Below are 25,174 nucleotides of genomic sequence, written 5' to 3'. Positions count from 1 at the left end.
TCCACCATGACACAAGAATGGTTTGAAAGTGCCGATCTTGAGAAGAAATCACCTCAGACGAAATTAGAAATCCAGCCCAACGAGTCTGAGACTTCAGAAACTGTGGAAGCTGAACCACAAGTAAGCGAAGAAACTTCTGTCTCACCTAAAGAGTTGGAAAGGCATGAGGAGGAAGCTCCCGAAATGATTGAAGAAGCCCAAACCAAGGAAGAGGGAGAAGGGAAAGCTGAAGAGGAGCACAAGCAAGAAAACCCTGCAAAAGAAAAAAGTATCCTCAGCAAGGCTTTAGAAAGCCCCTATATCCCAGATATTGACCCTCGTAAAACTGCCCGATTAAAAGAAGAAATCGCACTCCTTTGGACTTGGCTGCTGGATGCTATCCAAGAACCAACTGCCAGCAAAACTACGGACCAAAAGCATCGTTACAGTGTCTTTGGCCTGCTCACTTTGCTATCCTCGATTAACCTTTTCTTTAGTATCTATCATATCAAACACCTCTACTACGGCTATATGGCCTCTATTGCCAATAATTTCCCTAATCAGCTCCCTCCTTTAGATCTCTTTGCTGGGCTTTCTATCTTGGTCGCTAGCGCTCTATTTTACTTTTCTATCATTTTGGGAGGCTTTACTGTCCGACGTGTACTGGACCAGGAGAGCGACTTCACCTTCCAAGAAGCTTGCGATCGTTACAGCCGACTCTTTGCTATCCCGCTTGTCCTAACAGCTATAGCAAGTTTCTTTGCACTTTTTGGTGGCTTGCGATTCGCTGGCATCCTCACTCTTCTAAGCATGGCCATCTTTGCCCTTGGCAATCTCTTTGTGATTAGCAAGCCAAGTAAGGCCAGTAGCCTGGACCCATTTTATCGTTTCCTGCTAGCTGTCTTACTTGATGGTGCTATTCTCTTACCCTTCTTCATTGCAGAGCTTGCGCTGACAGTGGACTACCTTCGCATCCTGACATTCTTTTAACCAAAATCCCTGCCATTTATTAATGACAGGGATTTTTATGCTTACTCTTTTTTGAACAATGTCTATTCGATGCTTGCCAATTCTTCAAAATCTTTTCCCAAAATGGCTTGTACTTCTAGTTGATTGGCATCTAGTTGATGGTAAAATGCTGTTGGTAGTGACTCTAGGAATTTTTCATAATCCAAGCGAGCGATGGATTCGTAATCTTCTGCTTTGGACCCCTCACCAGAAATCGTCACTAGGTCAATCTCCCAAACAAGCTCCTTGCCTGCCAGCTGCTCGGTATAAGGAGCTGGTACAAAGGGTTCCTTTGGCAAAATCGTTTTGACTCCCTGGGCTAAGTGGTAGATACCGTGCACCTTGCCTTGGGCGTCTGGGTAAAATTTCACACTGGCAAGGTAGGCATCAGAGCCTTGAACCTTCTTGACCAGCTCTTCAAAACGTGCCAATCCATCCTCAGCTAAAAAGCTGTCGAGGTATTCCTTGTTGAGATAGATAGGGGGCAAGAGCCCTTGGCAGTATACTAGACGAGCCGCCTTATCCGCTAGATAATTCTTGACCGTTTCTCGGAAATAAGCTTCAAAATCAAAACCATCTAGCCCTTCTACCGCTTCCCCCAACTTGCTCGATAGGGCCTGGAGGAGAGTCTCTACAATCTCCCAGTCCGCTCTAGTAAGGAAGTCTGGAATCACCACTTGATAACCTTTTCGGCTATCCGCATAGTTCACTTTAAAGAGAAATTGCGACTGGCCCACAATCCCACACTCGATATACTCGAGACGATTGAGGGGCTGACGGAGATAGACCGCATCATAACTATGCGACTCCAAGCCCTCCACCAAGGCCAAAATGGACTTGGCAGTCAAAATCTCCTGTTGTCCTAGAATGCTTTCTTTATTTGGGATAAAAAATGTTTCCGCCATAACTGGCCTCCTTTGAAATCGTTTACATATAGTATACCCTATTTTCCTGAAAGATACAGAAACAAATTTTAGATTTTTAGATAAAAAGCATAGAAAAACAGCCTCTAAGGGCTGTTTGCTTTATACTGTAGCGACTTGATCTAAGCTTTCACCGATAGCGGCTAGGCGCTCGATCACTTCTGCTTGTGTCAATTCATTTTCTGAAACATAGCGGTTGCGTGGGTGAACACGGCACTCGTGTGAGCATCCACGAAGGTATTTGTCTTCATTTTCTTCTGATGTTAGGATACGACGGTTACAGAAGGGATTTCCACAGTTGACATAACGTTCACATGGTGTTCCATCAAACCAGTCTTTCCCTACGATGGTTGGATTGACATGGTTAACATCTACGGCAATACGCTCGTCAAAGACGTACATTTTCCCATCCCAAAGCTCACCTTGGACTTCTGGGTCTTTACCGTAAGTTGCGATTCCTCCGTGCAATTGGCCGACATCTTTGTAGCCTTCACGGACCATCCAGCCTGAGAATTTCTCACAGCGAACGCCACCTGTACAGTAAACCACAACACGCTTGTCCATGAATTTTTCCTTGTTGTCACGAACCCATTGTGGCAACTCACGGAAGTTGCGGATGTCTGGACGGATAGCCCCGCGGAAATGTCCTAGGTCGTACTCATAATCGTTACGTGTGTCAAGAACCACTGTATCTTCGTCAAGAAGGGCTTCTTTGAACTCTTTTGGAGACAAGTAAGCACCTGTTGTTTCAAGTGGGTTGATGTCGTTGTCAAAATCGTTGTCTTCCAAACCAAGGTGGACAATTTCTTTCTTATAGCGAACAAACATCTTCTTGAAGGCTTGTTCACTTTCTTCGTCAATCTTGAACCAGAGGTCTTCCATGCCTGGGAGGCTGTGAACGTAGTCCATGTATTTTTGAGTTGTTTCGTAGTCACCTGAAACAGTCCCGTTAATTCCCTCGTCAGCGACTAGGATACGGCCTTTGAGACCGATTGATTTACAGAAAGCCAGGTGGTCTGCCGCAAATTGCTCTGCATTTTCAATTGGAGTATAAAGGTAGTAAAGTAAGACACGAATATCTTTTGCCATAAGATTTGTTCTCTTTTCTATTCTTAAATTTTCAGAATTTTTCATTCAACTATACTAGTATACCCACTTGGGAAAACGAATGCAATTTATTTGACCGGAAATTGTAGAAAGAGTCCTACCCCTGCACTTCATCAGTAACCATAGCGAATCGCAGATAATTCTCTCAATTTTTTGATATGCCTAGCTTGACTTTCTGACAAACTTAGCTTGTTATCAATCAACACACGTGAGATGTCAACATTCATTTGGCTCAGAATAAATGGAGTAGAGGTTCCATCATCCTCTAATCGTTTTTGATAAATCACTAACTGATTTTTCAGGGGAGCAAGTTGAGGCGCAGCCTTTATATCTTCCAATAGATGATCAAGGATGGTCATCGCTTCACAACGTCTTTCACTTCCTCCAGCGAACCATTTTAATGGTGTCATTCTCATTTTCCTCCTGAAATTCGCTTATAAATTGAAAAACTATAATTCCTAACTCTCCAGCCAGTATTTTACCCAAACACCCTATGTAAAAAAGTCAGCAAAAATGGCAAGGTCGCTACAATATTATTGAGCACATGCACCGCATAGGATGGATAAATGCTCTTGGTATAGCGGCTCAAACCAGCAAAGATGATTCCAGATGTTGTAAAAACGAAAATATCTAACAGACTAGGCAGACTTGAAAAATGAGGAAGAGCAAATAAAATGGACGGAAGAAGCAAATCAAGACCGAATCTCGAATGTTTAAAAAAGGCGTGTTGCAGTAATCCTCTATAGAGCAACTCTTCCATCAGTGGAGTCAGAAAGAACAGGGTTATATAGATACCTAGCTCTGCAAAGTTAGTCCCACTATAACCAATCAATACAGCCCAACCTTCAGCAGTTGACTGAACATGTTTAGCTGTCTGAACGTTAAAAGAGATCTGGAGCACTACCACTAATACTGTCAAAATCGAATACCAAAGCCATTTTTTTCTTGGAATGCGAAAGAGATAACCATGGCCTGTCTTAACCAGAATCCAAATCATGACTCCGATAAATAGCAAACTCAAGATATTTTGAATCCAGAAGAAATTGCCAATCTGGGAAGAAAATTGCCAATAGTTTTGGACAATAAGCGTCAGCCGAGAAAGGCCAAATACGAAAAATAGGTAAGAGAAGACAGCACTCATTTTGAAAAGAAGACGATATTTTTTCATAATAAATCCCCTATAGATGTATGTGTATCACATCGCATAAACCCTCAGAACCACTCTTTTCATGTTTGCATCCTAAAAATCACTACCTCCCCTAGAGAACTAAGGAAGGCAGTGATCACATTTTTAGGAATTAGGAATGAATACACGAAATCAATCGGGATTATGATTTTTTGTTTTTCAAGAATTCGTCGTATTGTTTTTGCATTTCGTTCAATACTTTTTCGTAGGCACCTTCAGATTTCAATTTTTCCATCAATTCTGGAATAGCTTTATCTGGGTCTACAGTACCAGTGTTGATAGCTGTATCGAATTGTTGCATTGTGTTAGAGATTGCTGAGATTTCAGATTTGACACTGTCAGTGTTAAAGATGAATCCAAGTGCTGGAGATTCTTTAGCTTCTGCCAATTGTTTCTTAGAATCTTCGATTTGTTGGTCTGTAACGTTTTCGTTGATGTAAAGAATCCAGTTGTTACCAGTGTTCCAACCTGACATGTGAGTGTTTCCTTTGTAGGCATCAAGGACGCGGACACGGTTTTCTTTACCTTCAACTTTTTCCCAGTTCTTGCCTTCTGGACCGTAAACAAGACCGTTCAAGAGTTCTGGGTTCGTGTTCAAGAGGTTCAACACTTCCATTGATTTTTCTTTGTTCTTAGAGTTGTTTGAGATGACAAAGTTAGCAACTTGTGTTGTTTGGTTTTTCTTGATAAAGTTAGTGATTGGTTTGATTTGGATATCTTTGTTAGCAACACGTGAAAGCAAGCTGTTACCGTAGTCAGCTGGTCCTACTGTTTCTTCACGAACGAACCAAGTATCTTGTTGAAGGTCAAATGAAGTGTCGCTTGTTGCTACGTCTTTTGGAATGTATCCAGCTTCATAGAATTTGTGAAGAGTCTTCAAATGTTCTTTGAAACGAGGCACTTCGTAACGGTTTACGATCTTAGTAGTGTCTCCTTCAAGGTCGATAACAAATGGAAGTCCGTTTGGTACTGGGTAGTCAAAGTTATCAGATGGGATAAAGTTCTTTGTAACCGCAAATGGTACTACATCTGGAGCTTTTTCTTTGATTTGTTTCAAGACTGGTTCAAGTGTTTCGTATGAAGTGACACCTGAAATATCGATACCATATTTTTCAAGAAGAGTTCCGTTGAAGGCAAAGTTTTGAGATGATGCAACGTTAGCTGCAACTGGTACTGCATAGATCTTACCGTTTACAGTGTTCCCTTTGATGTAAGCTGGGTCAAGTGCTTTGTAAAGCTCTGCTCCTTCTTTTTTGTACAATTCTGTCAAGTCAGCATAAGCACCTTTTTGAGCATTTACGACATAGTTAGACGCAAATGCGATATCATAGTTTTCACCAGATGATGTGATAACAGACATTTTCTTATCATAGTCACCCCATCCAAGGTATTGGATATCCAATTTAGCACCGACTTTTTCTTCGATGATTTTGTTTGCATTTTCTAGCAATTCATCCAAGTTGTCTGGTTTGTCACCGATTTGGTACATTTTGATTACAGGTTTTTCACCTGAAGTAGTATCTGCAGCTTTTTTGTTGTTACCTGTAAGGTTTCCACAAGCAGCAAGACCAGCAGCCAAAGCGACTACGCTAGCAGATGCAAAAGCATATTTTTTCCAGTTTTTCATGATAAAAACTCCTTTTTTTATTTTTAAACTTATAAACGATTTAATGATTTGTAACTTCAGTCACTAAGATGAAGTTGGGAAGGGAGAAACGGTGTTTCTCAACAAGTGCTATTCTTTCACACCACCGATCGTCAACCCTTTAACAAAGTAGCGTTGGAAGAATGGATACAGAATCGCGATTGGAAGGGTTGCAACAACAACCATGGCCATACGACCTGTTTCTTTTGGAAGAGCGACTCCCAGTTGGCCAGATAGGCCGACTGCTTTTGCAATGTAGTCCATATTTTGCTGGATTTGCATGAGCAAATATTGCAATGGATACAAGTTGTCACTCTTGATATAAAGAAGGGCGTTGAACCAGTCGTTCCAGAAACCAAGAGCTGTCAAAAGCGTGATAGTTGCGATACCTGGAAGTGACAATGGCAAACAGATCTGGAAGAAGATCCGAGCTTCACTGGCACCATCGATACGAGCAGATTCGAGAATGGCTTCTGGAATGGTCTTCTTGAAGAAGGAACGCATCAAGATGATGTTGAATGGTGAGAGGAGCATTGGAACAATCAAGGCCCAAACGGTATCACCCAGTTGAAGCAGGCGAGTAACCACGATATAGCCTGGTACCAAACCAGCATTGAACAACATACTAAGAAGAGCGAAGATCGTAAAGAATCTGCGGTACTTAAAGGTTGTACGTGAGATGGCGTAGGCATAAGTGGTTGTGATGAAGACGTTGGTCACTGTTCCGACTACAGTTACAAAAACTGAGATAAAGAGCGCTTGGAGGATCTTATCTTTAAACTGAGCTAGGAACTGGAATCCATCTACACCAAATTTCGAAGGGAAAAAGCTATATCCATACTGGAGGATGCTCTTTTCATCTGTCACCGAAATGATGATAACGAAGATAAAGGGCAAGATACAAGAAAGAGCGATCAAACCAGAGATGATACTAAAGAAGATATCTGCTTTCTTACTGAAGGAGTGAATGCCGACATTATCGATTTTTTCTTTTTTAATTTTCTTTTCTGCCATATTCTCCTCCTTTCTAGAACAAAGCTGAGTTTGGATCGACTCGTCTCGCAAGCAAGTTTGATAGGATAACCAGAATCAAACCGACAACGGATTGGTAAAGACCGGCTGCTGAAGCCATACCGATATCTGCTGTCTGAGTCAAACCATTAAAGACATATACGTCCAAAACGTTGGTTACATTGTAAAGCTGACCAGCATTATGCGGGATTTGATAGAAGAGACCGAAGTCTGCACGGAAGATATTTCCGACTGCAAGGATGGTCAAAACTGTCACAAGCGGAGTCAACTGAGGAATGGTTACGTTGCGAATACGTTGCCACTTGCTAGCCCCGTCCACTGTTGCTGCTTCGTAGTAGGTTGGGTCAATTCCCATGATCGTCGCATAGTACATGACACTGCTATATCCAAAGCCTTTCCAAATACCTAGGAAAAGGAGAAGGTATGGCCAAATGCCTAAGTCAGCGTAGAAGTTGACTTCCTTCATGCCAATGGATGTTAGGAAATGGTTGAAAACCCCTTTGTCAATGTTTAGGAAGGCATCTGTAAAGAAACTGATGATAACCCATGACAGGAAGTAAGGGAACAACATAGACGTTTGGAAAATCTTAACCATTCTCTTAGAGCGAAGCTCGCTGAGGATGATGGCAATCCCTACTGATACAATCAAACCGATAAAGATAAAGCCGAGATTGTAAAGAACGGTATTTCGAGTGATGATAAAGGCATCTTTTGAACTGAACAAGAATCTGAAATTATCTAACCCGACCCATTTACTATTCACAATACTATCTATGAAACCATTACTGGTCATATGGTAGTCTTTAAAGGCGACCACATTCCCAAATACTGGAATGTAAAAGAATAGAATCAACCAGAGTGCCCCTGGTAAAACCATCAAGAGAAAGATCCAGTTATCTCTCAAGGTCTTTGAAAACTTTTTCATAATTTCCTCCCTTTTTATTCCTAAAAACTGATTTCATCGAATTTTTAGGTTTGATAACGATTACATTATTAGTATACTCCTATTTGAAGGCTAGGTTAAACTACTAATTATAGAAAAAACTCCACAAATTATTTTTTGTGGAGAAGTTTTTTATAAGAAATAGGTTTCACGAGGAACACTCTGAACAAGGGACACGGTTCTTGTTTTTATACTCAATGAAAATCAAAGAGCAAACTAGAAAGCTAGCCACAGGCTGCTCAAAGCACTGCTTTGAGGTTGCAGATAAAACTGACGAAGTCAGTAACATCTATACGGCAAGGCGAAGCTGACGTGGTTTGAAGAGATTTTCGAAGAGTATTAAGTCGTATAAATCGTTGAAGCTGTCGCAATAGTATGCCATTGGTTGGCTGTTGTGGCTGCAAAGTCCTTGTCTGCGTAGAAGTCAGTAAATGGTAGGATTTCAACTTCTAGCTCGTCGATGCGGTCAATCTGATCAGACAGATAAGCCTCTATACGGCTTTCTGCTCGTTTGATACGTTGCAAGAGTCCGCCCATACGGATATCGACTGTATCCAAGCCAAAGACCTTATTTTCTTTCAGCCATTGGTGGCTAAAGAGGGCATGGAAGTTTTCAATCTCGCTTCTAAGTTTTGGTAATTCTTGTCTTGCGATTTGCTGTAAGCTGACTTTGTCACCGGCTTTATAAGCTTCACGGATGCGTCGTCCCACATCCACTTTGCTACTTAAAATCTGGTTCAACTGTGCCTGAGTTTCAAATAGGTAGGCATAGTCTCCAGCTTTTTCTTTGATTTCAGCAAGCGTTTCAGCTGCCTGAGCAAAGTGCGGTTTGTCTTGTTCAGGTGTCATGTGTCTGTCAAGAATCGGGCAAAGAACATCCTGATAAAAGACATAGCGGTTGGGATTGATGCCACTGAGATTACCTGGCAGGTTTGGCAAGAGATTGGCAAGGTCAATCTGCATAAAGTCCTCAACTGACAGGCCTGTATTGGTCTTGAAGTGAGCAGACAAGCGGTCGAGGTTATTGCGGTAGCTGAGTTCTGCCCAGATTTGCAAACTAGGTAGGATAGAAAACTGAGCTGTTTCACCACCATTGTCTCCCCAACCCGTCACGATGACTTCTTTTATCTGATTAGCACGACAGGCTTTGTTGGCTTCAAGAGCAATAAGACGGCTGAAATGGTTGTTGGGTGTGAAACCGATCCACTTCCAAGCACCACCTGCAAAGGCAAGGTCATGGCTAATCTTGTGATGGTTGCGGAAATTGCGGTTGTATTTTTCCTCGCTGTCCTGATAATAATCCCAGTAAACCAAGGTTACACGGTCTTTGAGACGGTCTAGGTAGACACGAGTTTCTCCTGGAATCTCCACGTCACGATCGTACTGGCCATCCGCTGACATGAGTTTAAAGAACATATCACTCCACATCTGACAATGGAAACCATACTTGTCTGCAATATCCAGCACGCGCTCCAAGTGTTGGCACATGAGAAGACTACGGTCCACAACACCGTTCAAGATGAGGTAACGTCCCAAGCCAACCAAGTGGGCTTCGTCCATCCCGATATTGACCTTGCGAGTCTGCAGTTTAGATAGAGTGGCAAACATGCCATCAATCAGGTCATACACCTTTTCTTCTCCGATGAGGAGAATATCCTCTACATCACGGAGTTCTTGCACTTCCTTGACACCCCATTTGACAAAGGCTGATAAGTGAGCCAAGGTCTGGATACAAGGCACAAAGGTCATATCAAACTGCTGGGCATAGGCTTCAATTTCCTGCAACTCTTCTGCTGAATAAGCCCCGCGGAAATAACCAAAGTATGGCTGCCTCTCAATCTGGTAGGTGTCTTCCATATAAAGCTCAAAGGTTGAGTAGCCCATGAGTGCCAAGACCTCAATCATCTGCTTAGCAGAAGCGACATTCAAAACTGCATTTCGCGAACAGTCAGCCATGTAGGCCAACTCTTCATAAGCCGCCTGCTCTTCAATCTCCACTTTATCACTTTCTACTAGAGCTGTTGCTAGCACTGACAAGGCACGGTAGAGTTGATGGGGTTTGCGATAGGTTAGTTGATAGTGTCCACTTTCACCCTTGATAGAGATAGAGGCTTGGTCAGACTGAGCGACTGCTACCTCTACATCTGCTAGCGAAATATGCTTTTTAAGCAACTCTAATGCTTGCTCTTGTTTGGGACTAAGTCCTGTAAAAATTACCATTGGTTTTCCTCCTGCAACCAGTTGACAAGGGCACCGCAGAGATTGGCATCTGCGTGATAGGTGCAGGCCTGAATAACTGGTGCGACCGTGTATTCTTCGTAGATCTCGACAAAGTTATCGACAGCCTTCTTGACACCTTGGATAAAGTCTGGGTTCTGACTGATGGAGCCTCCCAGACTAATGACATCTGGGTCGATGAGATACTGAATATTGAGCAAACCTTGCGCCAGATTACGGGTCATTCGCAAAATAGCTTCTTGACAAAGAGCATTGCCCGCTGCAGCCTCTTGGTAAACCTTGCGTCCGTCCCAGTCAGTCTGACCAGACTTTTCAATCACATAGCGCACCATATTTCCAGTTGACGCTAGTTGCGACCAGTTGTTGAGTTTTTCAGCAGGTGCAATAGTTGTCATGTAGCCAAACTCTCCCCCCAAGCCGTGGCGACCTCGGTGAAGCTTGCCATTGATAATCATGGCTCCACCGATTCCTGTCCCAATCACGACACAAGCTGCATTTTCAATCTCTGGGTGAGCCAGCAGTTCACTCAGCCCAACACAGTTGGCATCATTTTCTAGATGGACAGGGAGTTGATGATGTGCAAGAGCTTCATACCAAGAAAAGCCATGGATGTAAGGCACGGCACTGATTCCCTCAATCACACCTGTTTCTTGATTGACCGCGCCTGGAACACTCATAGCAATGCCGTTATAATCTTGTTCTGCCAAGCGTTGGTCTAGCCAAGCTAGTAAATCCTCCAAACTTTCTGGCGTCGGAGTACTTGTCTTATCTAGTATTTTTCCATCAGGAGTCAGACTGGCAAACTTAATTCCAGTTCCTCCAATATCAATGGTTGCAATGGTCATTGTTCTTCCCATAAAAAGGGGCGAATCAGTAGTTAGTCTTTACTCTTTCGCCCCTCCTTTCTATCTCATAGTATTAGTTATCAAACACTTCAAAACTGTTAAATGTCTTCTTTTTTGATCAATTCTGTGCGAATTTCTTGTGGTGCTAAAAGTCCTGAATGAACTGGATATGGTCGCTCAAGCAAGTCCAGAATGGCTTGTTGGTGTTCAGATATGCGAACATTTTCTTGACTCATATTGTAGTAACGAAGTACATACCCTTCTTCATTTTCAGCCACTTTAAAGGCTGTCGGGCAGATTTGTGGCAAGTTGAGCGCCGCATGACTCAAGAGGCTGCCAGTCGCTGCAACACTTCCTTCTTGTTTAGCAACCTGAAGACTAGTGAATGGTGTTTGGAAGGCTTTGGCACGACGGAATGCTGAGAAGCGTTCTTGTGCTTGGTGGCATTCGAGAGCAAACTCGACTTCAAACTCACGCAAGCACTGAGCCTCTGGTGTTGGGAAGTAACCCCAGTCACCTAGCTCACCTGAGGCACGAAGAATGGTCACGGCAATGGTATCGTCTCCAAGGATTTCATACTCGTGCAATCCTTTATTGGCCACCGTCACTCCTTTTTCATCATCATAAAGGCTGACAAAGGCTTGTTGGTGTTGTGGATTTTCAGGATTTTCCCAAGAAGCAGCTGGTTTGTTTGGTCTTGTCACCACCTCATAGATGCTTTCAGAGTCATTGCTTGGACGCGTGTTATGAGTCTTAACCAAGAGACGGATACGGTGGTCTTTGGCGGTGTTGGTAAAGCGAGTCTTGAAGCGAATTTGTGGATTGTCAACAAAGACGGTCATCTCTGTTTCCAGAGGAAGGGTTGTCAATTCTTCTGAGCGTCCAGCTTCACGCGTCATAAACTCGATGATGCCTCTTTGTTCTGCATCCAGTTTTTCGTCTGCACTTACTGGAATTGTCAATTCATGCTTGAGCAAGATCTTGGCAAAACGAGCTGTATTTTCCAAGACTTCACAGCCTTTGAGTTCTGCGTAGATAGGCTCTGTTCCTTTTGGTTGGAAATAGATGTACTCATTTCCAATGTCACCACGGTCTTCAAAGCGAACAACATCTTCATACGCTTCATGAGTTGTCTTGTCATAGACTGTGATATTCTCATCCACACTGACCGTTACAAATGGCGTATCAATCACTCCATTTTGGTAAATACCGTCACGGTGTTCTTGTTCTCCTTCGAGCAATTGGAAGGTTGTCCAAGAAAGTGGTGCCAGATGAACAGGCACTGTTACGCGCACTTGTCGAGCGATACGAGCCTGACGGAACTTGTCTTTTGGCAAATCATACTCAAAATTAGCTCCCAGATCTTCGATTTTCGCTTCTACTGCGTGTCCTTCCAAGTCTTCGACACGGTAGCTTGGCAAGGTCAAGGCTACCATCTTCTTATAGCCTTCTGTTGGGTGCAATTCTTTGAAATCACAAACCGCTACATCAATCACTGTGCTGACCGTATCAACCTTGTCATGCAAACCTGTGTTAATGACAGTAAAGAGATGGTCGCTTTGGGCTTCGTGGGTTGCGATTTTACCCTTCCATTCGTTGAGAAGATTGGTCTTAACGAAGTTTCCAACTTGGTTGACCTTGGCAAAACGTGTCTCCATCTCACGGTGAACCTCGTCAATACTACAGCCACAGATACTATCATGGGGCGCATTTTGTAGAAGGACTTTCCAAGCATAGGTCAACTGGTCCTTGTGGTTGTGGCCGCCAGTGATGACCGTTAATGGTTCCACCACTTGTTCTAGGAGGTTGCTATTTTCTTGGAAGGCTTGTTTGAGGTAAATGCGTGATGAAGAAGTGTTGGCAAGCGTGTACCAACCATCTGTTTCCTGACTGGTCAACTCACCTGTAACCGTTGATAACTGCTCCGGTAGAGCACTTTCTACTGCATGGACATAGTCGTCAAATGAACTATGAACAAAGGTCACATCTGGGAAGAGTTCATTGGCTACACGAATGGCTTCACTCAGATTGCGCTGTACAGGCTGGTGATCACATCCGTTCATCATCAACCATTGGTTGGTCGAAGCATAGTCACGTACGTCTGACAATTTTTGTTTCCAGAAGGCCAGGGCTTCATCCTTGTCAACTGGGATTTCATTCCCATTACTATACCAGTTGGCAAAGAGGATACCGAGGACACGACTTCCGTCCGCACCCTGCCAGTACATTTCTGAAAACTGAGAAGTGAACTGCTCATCTTCGAGGACTTGGTTGTCAAATCCAATCGGCTTGACACCACGCCCAAAGGCTGCCACGTGAATGCCTGATTTTTGAAGGATTTGAGGCGCTTGTCCCATATTTCCAAAGGTATCTGGGAAGTAACCAATCTGGGTTGATTTGCCCCATTTTGCACATTCTGCTTGACCAATCAAGGTGTTGCGGACGTTGGCTTCACTTGAAATCAAGTAATCATCCTGCAAGATGTAAAAGGGACCAATTTTGAGTTTGCCTTCGTCGATGTAACCTTGGACTTTGTCGCGATTTTCAGGACGAATTTCCAAGTAGTCATCCAGGACAATGGTTTGTCCATCCAAGTGGAAACTCTTAAACTCAGGGTCATTTTCAAAGAGATCAAAAAGATTGTCAAATAATTCCACCAACTGCATACGGTGGCTTTCAAAAGGTAAGTACCACTCACGATCCCAGTGACTATGTGAGATAATATGTACAACAACATTTTCCATGAGTAAAACCTCATTCTAACTTAAATTTTTATTTCTATCTAACTAAAGAACTGACTAGCGGATATCCAGGTAATCCAAGACCAATTCACAGAACATCATGTTGGCCCAAGAAAACCATTCACGTGAGTAAAGCGTTGGGTCGTCCACGTGGAAGCTTTCGTGCATAACACCTGTGCCACCATCGCAGGCAACCAGCTGATCCAGCAAGAATTTTTTCTCTGCCTTATCTCTTGTTGTCAAGCCTTGGATAGAAAGGGCAATGGGCCAGATATAGCGATAGAAGGTATGAGAACTTCCGAGACCGCTAGCGTATTCTCCTTGGTAGAAGTATGGATTTTCAGGGCTCAGAATGGTACGGCGTGTGGCTTGATACACTTCGTCTTCAATGTCGCAATAGCCCAGATAAGGCGCAGCCAGCAGACTCGGTACATTTGGATCATCCATGATGCTAGCATTTCCTAGGCCATCCACTTCAAAGGCGTAAATCTTTTCACCCTTGCTGTTAGTTGTGTAGGCGTAATTTTCGATGCCTTCTTGGATCTCTGCTTGGAGACCCTTAGCGTCTGCGATAATACTCTCGCTATCAGCCAAGTTTAATTCTGCAAAGATTTTTTGCACATACCCCAAGACAACTACGGCAAACATATTGGACGGAATCAAATAGCTATACTGGCAGCAGTCATCACTCGGACGAAAAGCTGACCAGGTCATACCTGTCACGGCAAAGTCAGGTCCAAAGCCATCATTTACCAGAGTATCTTCCTTGCGGTCTGTATCCCGAACGAAACGATAAGGAGAATTGTTGTGGTCTTGTTCCACCGTCCACAGATGAAGAATTTCCTTGGTCGCTGCGACAAAAGTCTCATCAAACTGACTGGTCTCGCCAGTCTCTTTCCAAAGGAGATAAGCCAGTTGCAAAGGATAGCAAAGCGAGTCCACCTCATACTTGCGTTCCCAAATCCAGCCATTAAGGTCGGTATGGTCAGTCTCGTGGTGGCCCTTCCAATTCTCTTCAATGTTAAAGGAATTGGCATAAGGATCCTTGAGCACCAAGGTCATCTGACGCTTGACCAAACCTGCAATGGTCTGACGCAAGAGAGGATCTCTTTTAGCCACATGCAGGTAGGGTCTAAGTTGGGCTGTCGAATCCCGAAGCCACATCGCAGGAATATCCCCAGTCAAGACAAAAGTTGAGCCATCTTCTAGAATCTCGACCGTATTGTCCAAGGTGTCTGTATAGCAACGCTCAAAGACATCTACCCACTCCGGATGGTCCTTAGCCCGCTCCGCTACTTCATCCAGCCATTCTCTAACAATTTCTTTCGAATAAATCATCGTGCAGTTTCCTCTTTCAAACAAGTTTCATGTTCAGTATATAGTTTTTGAGACAGAAAATACATACACAAATGATAGTCATTTTTCTACAAAATTGCTTACTTTCGAACCCCATATCTAAAGGCCCTCTTTTTCTGATATAATGTAGAAAAACAGCTAAAGGAAAGACTATGAAACCACTACTTGAAACCATCGATACCCGCTTTGGAACTGCCAGCAAACATGCCTTTTCTCGGGGGAATACCCTGCCTTACACGGGCGTTCCTTTTGGGATGAATTATTTTGTTCCCCAGACTAGTGACCAGGAGGGAGCTTGGTTCTTTGATCCACATATGCCCATTTTTCAGGGGATTCGATTGACTCATCAACCAAGTCCTTGGATTGGCGACTATTCTTGGCTACTCCTGACACCTGTCACAGGCCAGCTAGGGGGAGACAGCCTCTTCCATCGCCAGTCTTCCTATGATACGGACAAAGCCTCTTTCCAACCCCATTATCTGAAGATTTTCTCCCTGCGCTATCAAGTTGAAAGCCAGCTTACTCCGACTTGCTACGGTGCTTCTATTCGCCTAGAGCAAAAGCAAGGTAAAGCCCTCTCCCTCTATCTTCACGCAGCAGATGAACTGACAGTGGAGCAAGTAGATAAGCGAACTCTGGCCCTAAGACAAGAAGGTAAAACAGAGACCAACAAAAGTCCTCTGATACTGTTTACTGCCCTACAAATGAATACAGATATTCTTGCTGTCAGCCAAGAAGAGGGAGACTGGCGAATTGACTTAGCAGACAGTCATGCTGAGATTCAGTTAGCGACTTCTTTCATATCGCCTTCTCAAGCTCTGCTTAATCTACCTCAAGAAGATTTTGATAGCTGTAAAGCAAGTGCAAAAGCAGATTGGGAAGAACTCCTCCATCGTTTTGACGTTATCGAGACTGGAGAGGCTGACCGAACCTTCTTTGACCACTGCCTTTACAGACTCTTCCTCTTCCCGCAGACTTTTTATGAGGTTGATGAATCAGGGAAAGCCATCCACGTGGATCTGGCTACTGGTACTGTCAAGCCCGGTGTCCTCTTTAGCAACAATGGTTTCTGGGATACCTTCCGCACCACCTTCCCCCTCTTTGCCCTTGTCATACCAGAACACTATCACCGCTTTTTAGAAGGTTTCCTCAATAGCTACCGCAATACTGGTTTCCTGCCAAAATGGCTGGCCCCAGACGAGCGTGGCATGATGCCTGGTACTCTTTTAGACGGCATTATCGCAGATAGCGCCTGCAAGGACATGGCTATCGATTTGGAAGAAAAACTCCTCCAAGCCATGCTGGAAACAGCCAGCAAGTCCGACCCTCTCGGCATCAATGGCCGTCACGGATTAGCCCAATACCAAGAATTAGGTTATCTCTCTACCGACCACCACGAAAGTGTCAATCACACCCTTGACTACGCCTATAGCGATTTTTGTATCGCCAACTGTGCCGAAAAGCTTGGTCAGAATAACATCGCGGAAACTTATAGAACTGCGTCTCAAAATTACCGTCATCTATTTGATGTTGAAACAGGTTACATGCGAGCGCGTGATTATCAAGGAAAATTCCGCCCTGACTTCTCTCCCTATAGTTGGGGACGCGACTACGCCGAATGCTCTGCCATTCAAGCGACTTTAGGCGTCCTCCATGACATCCCAGGCTTAATCCAGCTTATGGGTGGAAAAGAATCCTTCAGCAATTATCTTTTGAAAGCCTGTCAGAATGCTCCTCTCTTTGAAACGACTGGCTATGGTTACGAGATTCATGAAATGAGCGAGATGGCAACAGCTCCCTTTGGACAACTCGCCATCTCTAACCAGCCTAGCTTCCACATTCCATATCTCTTTCGCTACAGCGACTACCCTGACTACACTGCTCTACTCATCAAAACCTTGCGTCAGAAAGCCTTTCACCCAAGCTGGCAAGCCTATCCTGGCGATGAAGACAATGGCAGTCTCTCGGCTTGGTACATCTGGTCAGCTCTTGGATTCTACCCGATCTGTCCGGGCAAACCCAGCTATGATCTCGGAATCCCTCTCTTTGACCATCTCCGTATCTACCTGGCTAAGGAAAATAAATGGCTGGATATCCATACCGAGCAAAACCACAGCCATTTCAACTTTGTCAAAGAATGCCGATTGGACAAGACCATAGTATCTAGCATTCAACACCAAGACCTCTTGAAAGCCGAGCAACTGACCTTCACCCTCAGCTGGCTACCAAATCACTCCTAACCAAAAGAACCTTTGCATCGCGCAAAGGTTCTTCTTTTATGAAACTTGGACCTGAAGCTGGTCAACCAGCTGCCCATCTACCGTTAGATTCAGATAAAAGTCCAAGGTTTTATCTCCTGCAAAATACAAGGTTGGTAGCGTTAGCTTTTTTTCAGTCTCGCCAACTTGAAACGCAAGGACTTGAATCTCGTCCCGATAAGCGACACCATGCACACCCGTCCCTGGTTGAATCGAAATCTTAGCTTCTAAAGGACTGCTAAATTCTATGCGCTTCACTGTAAAGTGGACATTTTCTCCCTTGGTCACAGCTAGACTTTTTTCCGAAAACTCTAGTTGCTGAACAGTTTCTTTTTTCGACAAGGTAGGTGTTTTATAGAGTGAAATCTTGGTCAACAAAGGCAAAGCCTGTGCCTCTGTAATGGTCACGCGTATCTTCTGCGCCTCAACGACTGATCCTCGTAAGAGACGTTTGTAGCCAACAGTATAACCAGAGCCAAACTCCTGCCAGGCACCATCCAACTCTACCTGAACATGGAAAGCAGCGATGCGTTGCCCCAACTTCAAATCTTCTCTTAACTCAATCACATCAAAAGTTTTAGGTGATCCTAAATCAAGCTCTAATTGGATTGGCAACTCTGCATCACTTGCCCAAGAACTAGCCTCCAGTCCATCTGTCAGATGATGACAAGCAAAGTCTGGTGATAGAGCAGGGCCAGATACCTTGGCTCCCAGAGCTAAATCTTCCCTATAGAGTGTGTCACGGTAGGCAGCAAATTCATACAGTCGCCGGATATCCTTTTCGTCAAAGAGTCCATCTTGGTTTGGCGGAATATTGAGTAAGAGAGGTGTACCCCGACCCACCGAGTGAAAGTAGATTTCGACCAATTCCTCGAGAGACTTGGGGTCCTGATCCTCATGGTAAAACCAGCCCGGCCGAAGAGAAACATCTGCCTCACCGATTGAAAATAGCGTCCCTGAGGGGTCTCCGTGCTGTAGATAATCTAATTCCGCCTCTGTCCCCAACTGGTCTGACTTGACTTTTTGCCACAAAGGATCCCCTGCATAGCCTCGTTCATTTCCAATCCAGCGAATACTGGTCCCTTCAGTTGAGAAAATCAAACAATCGCCCTGCAAGTCACGAATGGTTTCAAACCAGGTCTCAAACTCATAGTCGATCTTCTGGGCCCCTTCGCCTCGAGCACCATCCATCCACACCTCAGCGAACTTACCAGCATTCCCATAGGCAGGATTTGACAAAATTTCCTTCAATTGAGCCAGATAGTAGGCATTGTAGTCCGCTTCTCGGTCCACGTGATAGAGGGAACTGTGAGCATCCCAAGGAGACAAATACACTCCCATATCCATATCAAACTCAGTCGCAGCTTGGGAAACCTCAAGGAGCAAGTCCCCCTTTCCATCCCTCCAAGGGCTAACCTTGACCGAATAATCTGTCTGGGCTGTCGGGTAAAGCACAAAACCATCGTGGTGCTTCACCACCAAAATCAGCTTTTTAAAACCTGTTTCTTTGAGCACTCGAACCCATTCACGCGCATCCAACTTGGTCGGGTTAAAACGCTTGGGATCCTCTTTCCCACTTCCCCATTCCTGGTCATAAAAGGTATTGGGACCAAAATGGATAAAGGCAGCTAGTTCATCCTCTAAATAAGCTAGCTGGGCCTGGCTTGGTAATGGTCCATGCGGTTTTATGTTCGTCATCATCTCGTATCTCTTTCTCTTGTTCACAAAGTTATCCACAACTTGTGGATAAGAAAACATTCCTAAAAACTAGTTTTTTCAGTCTCTAGCTCACCTGTCGCCCTAAACATACCTTTGTCAAACAGCTCTGTACTAGGGTTTATACTAGTTTTCCAGAAATTCACTAACATACGGAACTATTTTCAGGATACTTCAACACCCTGAGTTGTATGTCATTTTCCCCTAGACTTATCCACAGACTGTGAATAAGCTATTGTTCCAGACTGCTCTCTCCTTGACTATAACAAAAAGCGATAGCAGCGTCAATATGACTAAGATTCCTTCCTAAATCCCCTGAAAAGATTCTATAATTTGTACAATCGTAGCTTTTGCATTCGCCAGCTAGTTAGAAGCAGCCAGTAGAAAATGACTGCCTTATCACATTGTGAACAGCACAACTGTGGTACTATAATACCTAACAACCTAATCGTTTCCAGCAAAAAATCCCGCAGATTTGCGGGATTCTCTCTTGCATCAATGCGCCAACATTTCTTGGGCGATTTCTTGGCCAGATAGGTTATCTGGGTAGTAGGTTGGCCAGTTATCCATCTCTTCAAAAAGGGCTTCTTGGCTAGTACCTCCAAAGAAGATATGGAAATGTTCTGCCTTAACTGGGGCGATATTGTGGTCACTAAACTGAACATACTTGAACTGTCCAGCGTCCGCATCTGTCGCTTCAAAGAGGAAGCGCACCCCACGATTGCCTTTCTTATAAGTCAAGATTTTCTTGCCGACATACTTGTAGGTGAATTTCTTACTTTGGCCACCTTGAACAAATTCCATAGTGTTATCCGTGATGTTAATCTTGGTCACATCTGTCTGGTAGCCTTTTCTATAGTAGGCCTTGTACTCATCCTTTGTCATCTTGCCAGTCAATTTAGCCTTGTAGTCAAAGACTTGATCGAAAGTACCATCTTCAAGGAAAGGATAGACAGATTGCCAGTTACCAGCATAGTCACTCAAGGTACGATCTTTGACATCTGCATCCTCAAAGTAACCATTGTGAACTGTCTTCGTATCCTCTGCTTTTTCAGGCTCGATTTCTGGTCCTTCTTGGTCTGTTGTCTGCTTCAAAGCCTTGAGGTTTTTCTCCATCACGGAGATATAGTCTTCACCGGCCTTGGTTGCTTCTTCTGTCAGACTCTCTAGCGGATTGAGCACGTCTAGTTTGACGCCCGTTTCTTTTGAAAGTGTATTAGCTAGGGCTTGTGAGGCATTTTCTTCAAAGTAGATATAAGAAATCTTGTTTTTCTTGATATACTCTGTCAATTCAGCCAGACGAGCAGCTGACGGTTCTGCATCTGGAGAGAGACCTGAGATGGCGACTTGTTTAAGTCCATAGTCCAAGGCAAGGTAGTTAAAGGCAGCGTGCTGGGTCACAAAGCTCTTTTGTTTGGCTTGAGACAAACCATCTGTATAGGCCTTATCCAAGGCTTGCAATTTTTCAATATAGGCAGCAGCATTCTTCTCAAAAGTCTCTTTTTTATCAGGATAATCTGCTGACAAACTGTCACGGATATGCTCTACCAGTTTGATGGCGCGTGCTGGTGAAAGCCAAACGTGGGGATCGTAGTCATGATGGTGACCCTCACCGCCATGATCATGCCCTTCCTCTTCTTCCTCGCCACCTGGCAAGAGCAGCATATCGCCTGTCGCCTTGATGGTTTTCACTTTTTTCTTATCCAAGGATTCTAGCAATTTTGGAACCCAAGTTTCCATGTTTTCATTTTCATAGACAAAGGTATCCGCGTCTTGGATTTTGGCAACTGCCTTGGCAGACGGTTCATACTCATGGGGTTCTGTACCAGCACCGATTAGAAGTTCTACATTAGCAGTATCTCCTGCGACTTGCTTGGTAAATTCGTAGACAGGGTAAAAGGTTGTTACGATATTTAGCTTCCCATCTGCCTGTTTTTGATTGGAACAAGCCACTAAAAACAGAGCACATAGACTAGCCAATAGTAAGCTAATTTTTTTCATTTCATTCTCCTATTTGATAAAACGTTTCAGTAGACTGACTAACAAAAAGACAGCTACAAAGATAATGGTGATACTAGCGCTAGCAGGTGTTTCCGCATAGTAGGAAATATAAAGTCCTGCCACCATTCCCAAAAAGCCAATAGCACTGGCTAGCAACATAACGGATTTAAAGTTTTTCCCCAGACGAAGGGCAATACTAGCTGGCAAGACCATAATGGTTGACACCAAAAGGGCTCCTGCTGCTGGAATCATAAGGGCAATAGCTACCCCTGTCACCATGTTAAAGAGGATAGACATAGTACGAACTGGCAAGCCATCCACAAAGGCCGTGTCCTCATCAAAAGTCAGGATATACATTGGTCGCAAGAACAAGAAAGTCAAGAGTAAAACGACCGCCGCAATGGCAAAGAGGAAAATCACCTGCTCCTGGCTAATGGTCACAATCGAACCAAAGAGATATTGGTCCAAACTCATGGAACTCGAACTTTTCCCCTTACTCATCACGATAAGGGAGACTGCAAGCCCTGTAGACATGAGGATGGCAGTTCCGATTTCCATAAAATTCTTATAGACTGTCCGGAGATACTCTAGAAAGACCGCAGCGATCAAGACAATGGCAATGGTTGAAATAGTCGGAGAAATCCCCAAAACCAGACCAAAGGCTACTCCTGATAGAGAAACGTGGCTGAGGGTATCGCTCATGAGACTCTGACGACGTAAGATAAGGAAGGTCCCAAGAACTGGAGAAAAGAGACTCATGGCAATGACCGCCAAGAAGGCACGCTGCATGAAGTCATAAGATAACAAACTAAGCATGGTCCACCTCCTGGTCACTTTCGTGAACGTTGAAACAACGCCACGGCGAGTCTTGATTGCGCACTAGATGGATATTGCGATCCGCATAGTCCTTGACCTCCTCAGGGTCATGGGTAATCATCAAAACAGCCTTGCCATGGTGATGAGCACTGTGGTGCATGAGTTCGTAAAATTCATTTTTACTCCCTGCATCCATCCCTGTTGTCGGCTCATCCAAGACAAAGATATCTGGGTCAGAAGCAAACATCCGAGCAATCACTGCTCGTTGCTTTTGCCCTCCAGAAAGGGAGCCAATTCGTTTGTCACGGTGTTCCCACATACCAACTGAGTCTAGACTAGCCTTGATATGCTCCTCATCATGGGCGTTCAAGCGGCGGAACCAGCCCTTTCGCGGATAACGACCCGACTTGACAAATTCATAAACCGTACTTGGAAAACCAGCATTAAAACTGGCAATCTGCTGGGGAAGATAAGCTATCCTAAGCTTTTTCCCATGAGTATTTGTCTTTGAGATGGTTACCTTGCCAAATCTTGGCTGCAAGATGCCTAGACTTGCCTTGATCAGCGTCGTCTTGGCAGCTCCATTTTCACCAGTCAGGGTGACAAACTCCCCGCTATCAACACTGTAGTTGATGTGCTCGAGGACAGGCTCTTTGTCATAATAGAAAGACAAGTCCTCTACTGTAATATACCGCATTATTTGATTTCTCCTACTAAAGCAGTTAAAAACCGCTGGATGACTTCTTGTTCATTTGGAGTAAACTGACTTGCTACTTGTTCATAGGCTAAGAGAGTGTGTTCATGATGATGGTGGTGTTCCTCTGCCACTGGTCGAGCTAGTTCTGTCAGTTGGTAAAAGATCACACGTGCATCTTTTGGATCTCTAGATGTCTCTAACATGCCCTCTTTGACCAAAGACTTGATAGCCTTGGTCACTGCCGCCTGACTGACATTAAGGCGACGGGCCAACTCTGAGTTGGTTAGGGATTCTTCTGACAAGAGCATGAGGATGTGTTCCTGAGTGTTGGTCAAGGCAACGTCACTCGTGCAATGCCCAATCAGAATTTCATGCTGGTTCTCAGATCTCAAGATCACCTCGTTTAAAAAGTTATCGATTTCCTGTGCAAGCTGTCTCATGTGTTACTCCTTCCCTAGCTATCTTTTCCGTAAAAAAAACTTAGATAGCCACCGATTCTTTACTGGTTAATTATATCATAAACCAAAAAAGAGTCAAGGGAAAAAGGCGTAAAAACGTTTCCCTAGACTCTTCTAGATGGAAAATTTAACCTATTTTAGCTTTGGTTTTCGGCTCGATAAGATACCTGCCAAACCAGCTACCATTCCCATCAAGAGCAAGAAGATGGACTGCTCGCTTCCTGTATTTGGAAGAGCTTTTTCTGAGACAACTGCCTTCTTGCTAAATTGACCTGCCACCTCATAAGTAAGTGGTACATTTGTAGTCGCATCGCTAGCAGCTGCATTCGTTTGAGGTGTTTCTACTGGTAGACTAAAGTTTTTAGAATCCACAGAAATCGTCCGTGAGTTCGGATTGATCTTTTCATACTGGGTCAAATCAGCAGTCTTCAGATACTCTTCAAAGGCTGCATCCATAGATGGGCCTTCTTCACGCGCGCCACCTAACATAGTGTAGCCATCACCACCCGCAGCTAAGAAATCATTGGTTGCAAGATAGTACGTTTTTGCAAGGTCTAGAAGATCATAACGACCAGTCGTGCGGTTTTTGACCTGGATGGCCAAGACACGTTTTCCTGATGGTAGGTTGGTATCATAGTAGACCTTCACACCCGAAACTTGCAAGAAGCCCCCACTTGGCTCTAACAATGGTTGGCCGTTCTCATCCAAGACATTCTTACCATCCTTATCGATCTGCAAGATAGATCCGAGTGATTTTTCAAACATATCCAAGACTTGTTGCCCCGTCACTTGGATTTGTGAGATGGTATTCCCAAACGGAAGAACAGCAATAACATTTCCTTTAGTGATTGGTTTGCCTTTTGCAATGGTTTCACGCAAGCCACCACCATTTGTCACAGCGATGTCTGTCGGATGGCTAAATCCTGTTTGACCATACTGATAGAGTGAGTCTGCTACGACGTTTCCGAGGTTGGTTTCACGGACCCGAACATTTTCACGATCACCGTTTAGTTCTACAGGGCTATTTGAGACAATCTCAACTGCATTTTCAGCATCGTATTTTTGTTTAATGTCTTTGACTAGTTTTTCAACTGTAGGATTAGCTGGTAATTTTTTAGCATCAGCAGCTGCAATCAACGTAGGATTGCCCAAAAGCTGACGTGATTTGTAGATAACCTTCCCAACATTATGAAGGTAGCTTCCTGTTTGGTTATAGGTAACATTGTCGCCATAAGTTGTGGAAGCTACCGTATGAGAATGCCCATCAATAACTGTCACACGTTTGCCTTTAAGACGAGGATTTTTAGAGAGAGCTTCTGCCAAGGTTGAACCACGCCACTCGACTGGAGTTGTGGTATCTACACCCAAGTGAGCGAGCACAACATAGTGTTTGTAGTCCTTACCTTCTGCACGAGCCTTAGCTTGAACTTCTTCGATGACCTTATTGACTTCAGAGATTGGATCTGTAAAAGTTACCCCTTTAATGTTTTTAGGGTGGGTTTTTGTAGCAGTTTCAGGTGTTGTCACACCGATTACAACAAATTCATCACCTTCCACAGTCTTATCTTTATCAACGATTGTGGAAGCTTCAAAAAGACGAGCTCCATTAACATAGGTATTTGAGCTAAGTAATGGGAATTTCAAGATTTCCTTGTATTTTTTAACTTCATCAAGACCAAAGTCAAACTCATGGTTTCCTACTGCCATGGCATCATACTGCATCTGATTGAGAATTTCAGCACGTGCTTCACCCTTAGTAGAGTTGGAAATCGGCAAACCTTGGAAAGCATCTCCCGCATCAACAACTAGAGTATTTTGATTTGATTTCGCACGCTCCTGCTCAATGACAGTCGCTAACTTGGCATCTCCAATTACTCCCTTTTCCTCTACAATACGACCATGGACATCATTGGTGTGTAAGATAACGGTGTCCTTTTCTTCGCTTTTAGTAGATTCAGCAGGAGCTGTCGGAGCTTCTGTAGGTGCAACTGCTTCTGAAGTCGCCGAAGTTTCCGGTACCGCAGGGCTCTCAACAGGAGCTGGAGTCGCCGACGTAGCAGGAGTCGCTACAACAGCTGAACTTTCTGCAGGAGTCGTTGCTTCTTCAGCGTAGACTTGTCCAGCTAAAAAGGCTGGGGCTAATAGAGCTGTCGATAAGACAGGTAACAAAGAACGTTTATTCATTTTGAAATCCTTTTCTTTTCTTTTTTCCTTTATATTATACG

Annotated in this window: 19 protein-coding genes; 2 read left to right on the top strand and 17 right to left on the bottom strand. The window is 44.0% G+C overall.

Going from position 1 to position 25,174, the window contains the following annotated elements:
• Nucleotides 1-6: 6 nt before the first annotated feature.
• Nucleotides 7-969: a DUF6574 domain-containing protein gene (locus HMPREF1149_RS04760; protein WP_000191324.1), complete on the top strand. Its 963-nt coding sequence runs from the start codon at nt 7-9 to the stop codon at nt 967-969.
• A gap of 62 nt (nt 970-1,031) precedes the next feature.
• On the opposite strand, the gene HMPREF1149_RS04755 is transcribed toward HMPREF1149_RS04760, so the two are convergent.
• From HMPREF1149_RS04755 to HMPREF1149_RS04700, 11 genes are all read right to left on the bottom strand, one after another.
• Complete coding sequence (locus HMPREF1149_RS04755) at nt 1,032-1,892, bottom strand: DUF4299 family protein (RefSeq protein ID WP_000852172.1); 861 nt, start codon at nt 1,890-1,892, stop codon at nt 1,032-1,034.
• Nucleotides 1,893-2,012: 120 nt separating this feature from the next.
• A complete protein-coding gene (gene trhO, locus HMPREF1149_RS04750) occupies nt 2,013-2,999 on the bottom strand; it encodes an oxygen-dependent tRNA uridine(34) hydroxylase TrhO (protein ID WP_001030023.1) in 987 nt (328 codons plus the stop codon).
• A gap of 131 nt (nt 3,000-3,130) precedes the next feature.
• On the bottom strand, nt 3,131-3,427 hold the full coding sequence (locus HMPREF1149_RS04745; protein ID WP_000188115.1) for a bacteriocin immunity protein: 297 nt from the start codon (nt 3,425-3,427) through the stop codon (nt 3,131-3,133).
• A 68-nt stretch (nt 3,428-3,495) separates the two neighbouring features.
• Nucleotides 3,496-4,185 carry a CPBP family intramembrane glutamic endopeptidase gene (locus HMPREF1149_RS04740; protein WP_000760784.1) on the bottom strand — a complete coding sequence of 230 codons (690 nt, stop codon included), beginning with the start codon at nt 4,183-4,185 and terminating at the stop codon, nt 3,496-3,498.
• Nucleotides 4,186-4,345: 160 nt separating this feature from the next.
• The gene (locus tag HMPREF1149_RS04735; protein WP_000800399.1) at nt 4,346-5,830 is read right to left on the bottom strand and encodes an ABC transporter substrate-binding protein; all 1,485 of its coding nucleotides are present in this window, start codon (nt 5,828-5,830) and stop codon (nt 4,346-4,348) included.
• A gap of 108 nt (nt 5,831-5,938) precedes the next feature.
• Complete coding sequence (locus HMPREF1149_RS04730) at nt 5,939-6,862, bottom strand: carbohydrate ABC transporter permease (RefSeq protein ID WP_000818344.1); 924 nt, start codon at nt 6,860-6,862, stop codon at nt 5,939-5,941.
• Nucleotides 6,863-6,875: 13 nt separating this feature from the next.
• Nucleotides 6,876-7,805, bottom strand: coding sequence for an ABC transporter permease (locus HMPREF1149_RS04725; RefSeq protein WP_000714584.1), 930 nt, complete (start codon nt 7,803-7,805; stop codon nt 6,876-6,878).
• Between the two features lie 357 nt (nt 7,806-8,162).
• Nucleotides 8,163-10,043, bottom strand: coding sequence for a beta-N-acetylhexosaminidase (locus HMPREF1149_RS04715; RefSeq protein WP_000234378.1), 1,881 nt, complete (start codon nt 10,041-10,043; stop codon nt 8,163-8,165).
• Nucleotides 10,037-10,906: an ROK family protein gene (locus HMPREF1149_RS04710; RefSeq protein ID WP_000150730.1), complete on the bottom strand. Its 870-nt coding sequence runs from the start codon at nt 10,904-10,906 to the stop codon at nt 10,037-10,039. Before HMPREF1149_RS04710 ends, HMPREF1149_RS04715 begins: the two co-directional genes overlap by 7 nt.
• 98 nt (nt 10,907-11,004) lie before the next feature.
• Complete coding sequence (locus tag HMPREF1149_RS04705) at nt 11,005-13,650, bottom strand: alpha-mannosidase (RefSeq protein WP_000432716.1); 2,646 nt, start codon at nt 13,648-13,650, stop codon at nt 11,005-11,007.
• A gap of 54 nt (nt 13,651-13,704) precedes the next feature.
• Nucleotides 13,705-14,985, bottom strand: a complete 1,281-nt coding sequence (locus tag HMPREF1149_RS04700; protein WP_000640536.1) for a glycoside hydrolase family 125 protein — start codon at nt 14,983-14,985, stop codon at nt 13,705-13,707.
• A gap of 170 nt (nt 14,986-15,155) precedes the next feature.
• On the opposite strand from HMPREF1149_RS04700, the gene HMPREF1149_RS04695 reads away from it, so the two are divergent.
• Complete coding sequence (locus HMPREF1149_RS04695; protein WP_000803427.1) at nt 15,156-17,243, top strand: GH92 family glycosyl hydrolase; 2,088 nt, start codon at nt 15,156-15,158, stop codon at nt 17,241-17,243.
• Between the two features lie 36 nt (nt 17,244-17,279).
• Here the strand turns inward: HMPREF1149_RS04695 and HMPREF1149_RS04690 are convergent, their stop codons facing one another.
• From HMPREF1149_RS04690 to nt5e, 6 genes are all read right to left on the bottom strand, one after another.
• Entirely contained in the window at nt 17,280-18,959 is a 1,680-nt protein-coding gene (locus tag HMPREF1149_RS04690; protein WP_025170434.1) for an alpha-L-fucosidase, read from the bottom strand.
• 513 nt (nt 18,960-19,472) lie between these two features.
• Complete coding sequence (gene adcA / locus HMPREF1149_RS04685) at nt 19,473-20,978, bottom strand: zinc ABC transporter substrate-binding lipoprotein AdcA (protein WP_000724089.1); 1,506 nt, start codon at nt 20,976-20,978, stop codon at nt 19,473-19,475.
• 9 nt (nt 20,979-20,987) lie between these two features.
• A complete protein-coding gene (locus HMPREF1149_RS04680) occupies nt 20,988-21,794 on the bottom strand; it encodes a metal ABC transporter permease (protein ID WP_000950023.1) in 807 nt (268 codons plus the stop codon).
• Nucleotides 21,787-22,491 (bottom strand): metal ABC transporter ATP-binding protein, encoded by a 705-nt coding sequence (locus HMPREF1149_RS04675; protein ID WP_001269482.1) that lies wholly within the window; start codon nt 22,489-22,491, stop codon nt 21,787-21,789. Before HMPREF1149_RS04675 ends, HMPREF1149_RS04680 begins: the two co-directional genes overlap by 8 nt.
• Nucleotides 22,491-22,931, bottom strand: coding sequence for a zinc-dependent transcriptional regulator AdcR (gene adcR / locus HMPREF1149_RS04670; protein ID WP_001249328.1), 441 nt, complete (start codon nt 22,929-22,931; stop codon nt 22,491-22,493). Before adcR ends, HMPREF1149_RS04675 begins: the two co-directional genes overlap by 1 nt.
• Before the next feature lie 150 nt (nt 22,932-23,081).
• Nucleotides 23,082-25,133, bottom strand: a complete 2,052-nt coding sequence (nt5e, locus tag HMPREF1149_RS04665; RefSeq protein WP_001042697.1) for a cell surface ecto-5'-nucleotidase Nt5e — start codon at nt 25,131-25,133, stop codon at nt 23,082-23,084.
• Nucleotides 25,134-25,174: the final 41 nt, after the last annotated feature.

This window comes from Streptococcus sp. BS35b (assembly GCF_000286475.1).
In the GTDB taxonomy this organism is placed as follows: domain Bacteria; phylum Bacillota; class Bacilli; order Lactobacillales; family Streptococcaceae; genus Streptococcus; species Streptococcus oralis_W.
The sequence above is the reverse complement of the archived record's forward strand: the minus strand, read 5'-3'. Positions and strand labels throughout refer to the sequence as shown.

Coding starts and splice junctions, on each gene's coding strand:
- HMPREF1149_RS04760 (WP_000191324.1), top strand. CDS start 7: ATGACACAAGAATGGTTTGAAAGTGCCGATCTTGAGAAGAAATCACCT.
- HMPREF1149_RS04755 (WP_000852172.1), bottom strand. CDS start 1,892: ATGGCGGAAACATTTTTTATCCCAAATAAAGAAAGCATTCTAGGACAA.
- trhO (WP_001030023.1), bottom strand. CDS start 2,999: ATGGCAAAAGATATTCGTGTCTTACTTTACTACCTTTATACTCCAATT.
- HMPREF1149_RS04745 (WP_000188115.1), bottom strand. CDS start 3,427: ATGACACCATTAAAATGGTTCGCTGGAGGAAGTGAAAGACGTTGTGAA.
- HMPREF1149_RS04740 (WP_000760784.1), bottom strand. CDS start 4,185: ATGAAAAAATATCGTCTTCTTTTCAAAATGAGTGCTGTCTTCTCTTAC.
- HMPREF1149_RS04735 (WP_000800399.1), bottom strand. CDS start 5,830: ATGAAAAACTGGAAAAAATATGCTTTTGCATCTGCTAGCGTAGTCGCT.
- HMPREF1149_RS04730 (WP_000818344.1), bottom strand. CDS start 6,862: ATGGCAGAAAAGAAAATTAAAAAAGAAAAAATCGATAATGTCGGCATT.
- HMPREF1149_RS04725 (WP_000714584.1), bottom strand. CDS start 7,805: ATGAAAAAGTTTTCAAAGACCTTGAGAGATAACTGGATCTTTCTCTTG.
- HMPREF1149_RS04715 (WP_000234378.1), bottom strand. CDS start 10,043: ATGGTAATTTTTACAGGACTTAGTCCCAAACAAGAGCAAGCATTAGAG.
- HMPREF1149_RS04710 (WP_000150730.1), bottom strand. CDS start 10,906: ATGACCATTGCAACCATTGATATTGGAGGAACTGGAATTAAGTTTGCC.
- HMPREF1149_RS04705 (WP_000432716.1), bottom strand. CDS start 13,650: ATGGAAAATGTTGTTGTACATATTATCTCACATAGTCACTGGGATCGT.
- HMPREF1149_RS04700 (WP_000640536.1), bottom strand. CDS start 14,985: ATGATTTATTCGAAAGAAATTGTTAGAGAATGGCTGGATGAAGTAGCG.
- HMPREF1149_RS04695 (WP_000803427.1), top strand. CDS start 15,156: ATGAAACCACTACTTGAAACCATCGATACCCGCTTTGGAACTGCCAGC.
- HMPREF1149_RS04690 (WP_025170434.1), bottom strand. CDS start 18,959: ATGACGAACATAAAACCGCATGGACCATTACCAAGCCAGGCCCAGCTA.
- adcA (WP_000724089.1), bottom strand. CDS start 20,978: ATGAAAAAAATTAGCTTACTATTGGCTAGTCTATGTGCTCTGTTTTTA.
- HMPREF1149_RS04680 (WP_000950023.1), bottom strand. CDS start 21,794: ATGCTTAGTTTGTTATCTTATGACTTCATGCAGCGTGCCTTCTTGGCG.
- HMPREF1149_RS04675 (WP_001269482.1), bottom strand. CDS start 22,491: ATGCGGTATATTACAGTAGAGGACTTGTCTTTCTATTATGACAAAGAG.
- adcR (WP_001249328.1), bottom strand. CDS start 22,931: ATGAGACAGCTTGCACAGGAAATCGATAACTTTTTAAACGAGGTGATC.
- nt5e (WP_001042697.1), bottom strand. CDS start 25,133: ATGAATAAACGTTCTTTGTTACCTGTCTTATCGACAGCTCTATTAGCC.